This is a genomic window from Tamlana crocina, from assembly GCF_012037625.1.
Genome location: NZ_JAAVJS010000930.1, coordinates 1 through 255 on the forward strand (window position 1 = coordinate 1; position 255 = coordinate 255).

Consider the following 255-nt stretch of genomic DNA (forward strand, 5'->3'; position numbering starts at 1 on the left):
TTGCCCCATGGGACAGGCCATGACAAACATTGGCACTTGTAAAAGGGAAACAAAAAATGGTTTTGAACAGGAAATACATCGCTATCAAGCCCAAAACTGTCAAGGGTGTCCGCTTAGAAGCCTTTGTCACAAATCCAAATACGACCGTATAATTGAGCGCAACCATAATCTCATACGATTAAAAGCCCAGGCCAAAACATTACTGAAAAGTGAGCAAGGTATTGCTAAAAGAAAACAACGTTGTTGGGATGTTGA

1 protein-coding gene is annotated in these 255 nt (G+C 41.2%); it reads left to right on the top strand.

What is annotated here, in order from left to right; translation table 11 throughout:
- Window positions 1–255, top strand: a 255-nt coding sequence (locus HC176_RS19555; RefSeq protein ID WP_209309855.1) for a transposase, incomplete at both ends; no start/stop codon positions are given.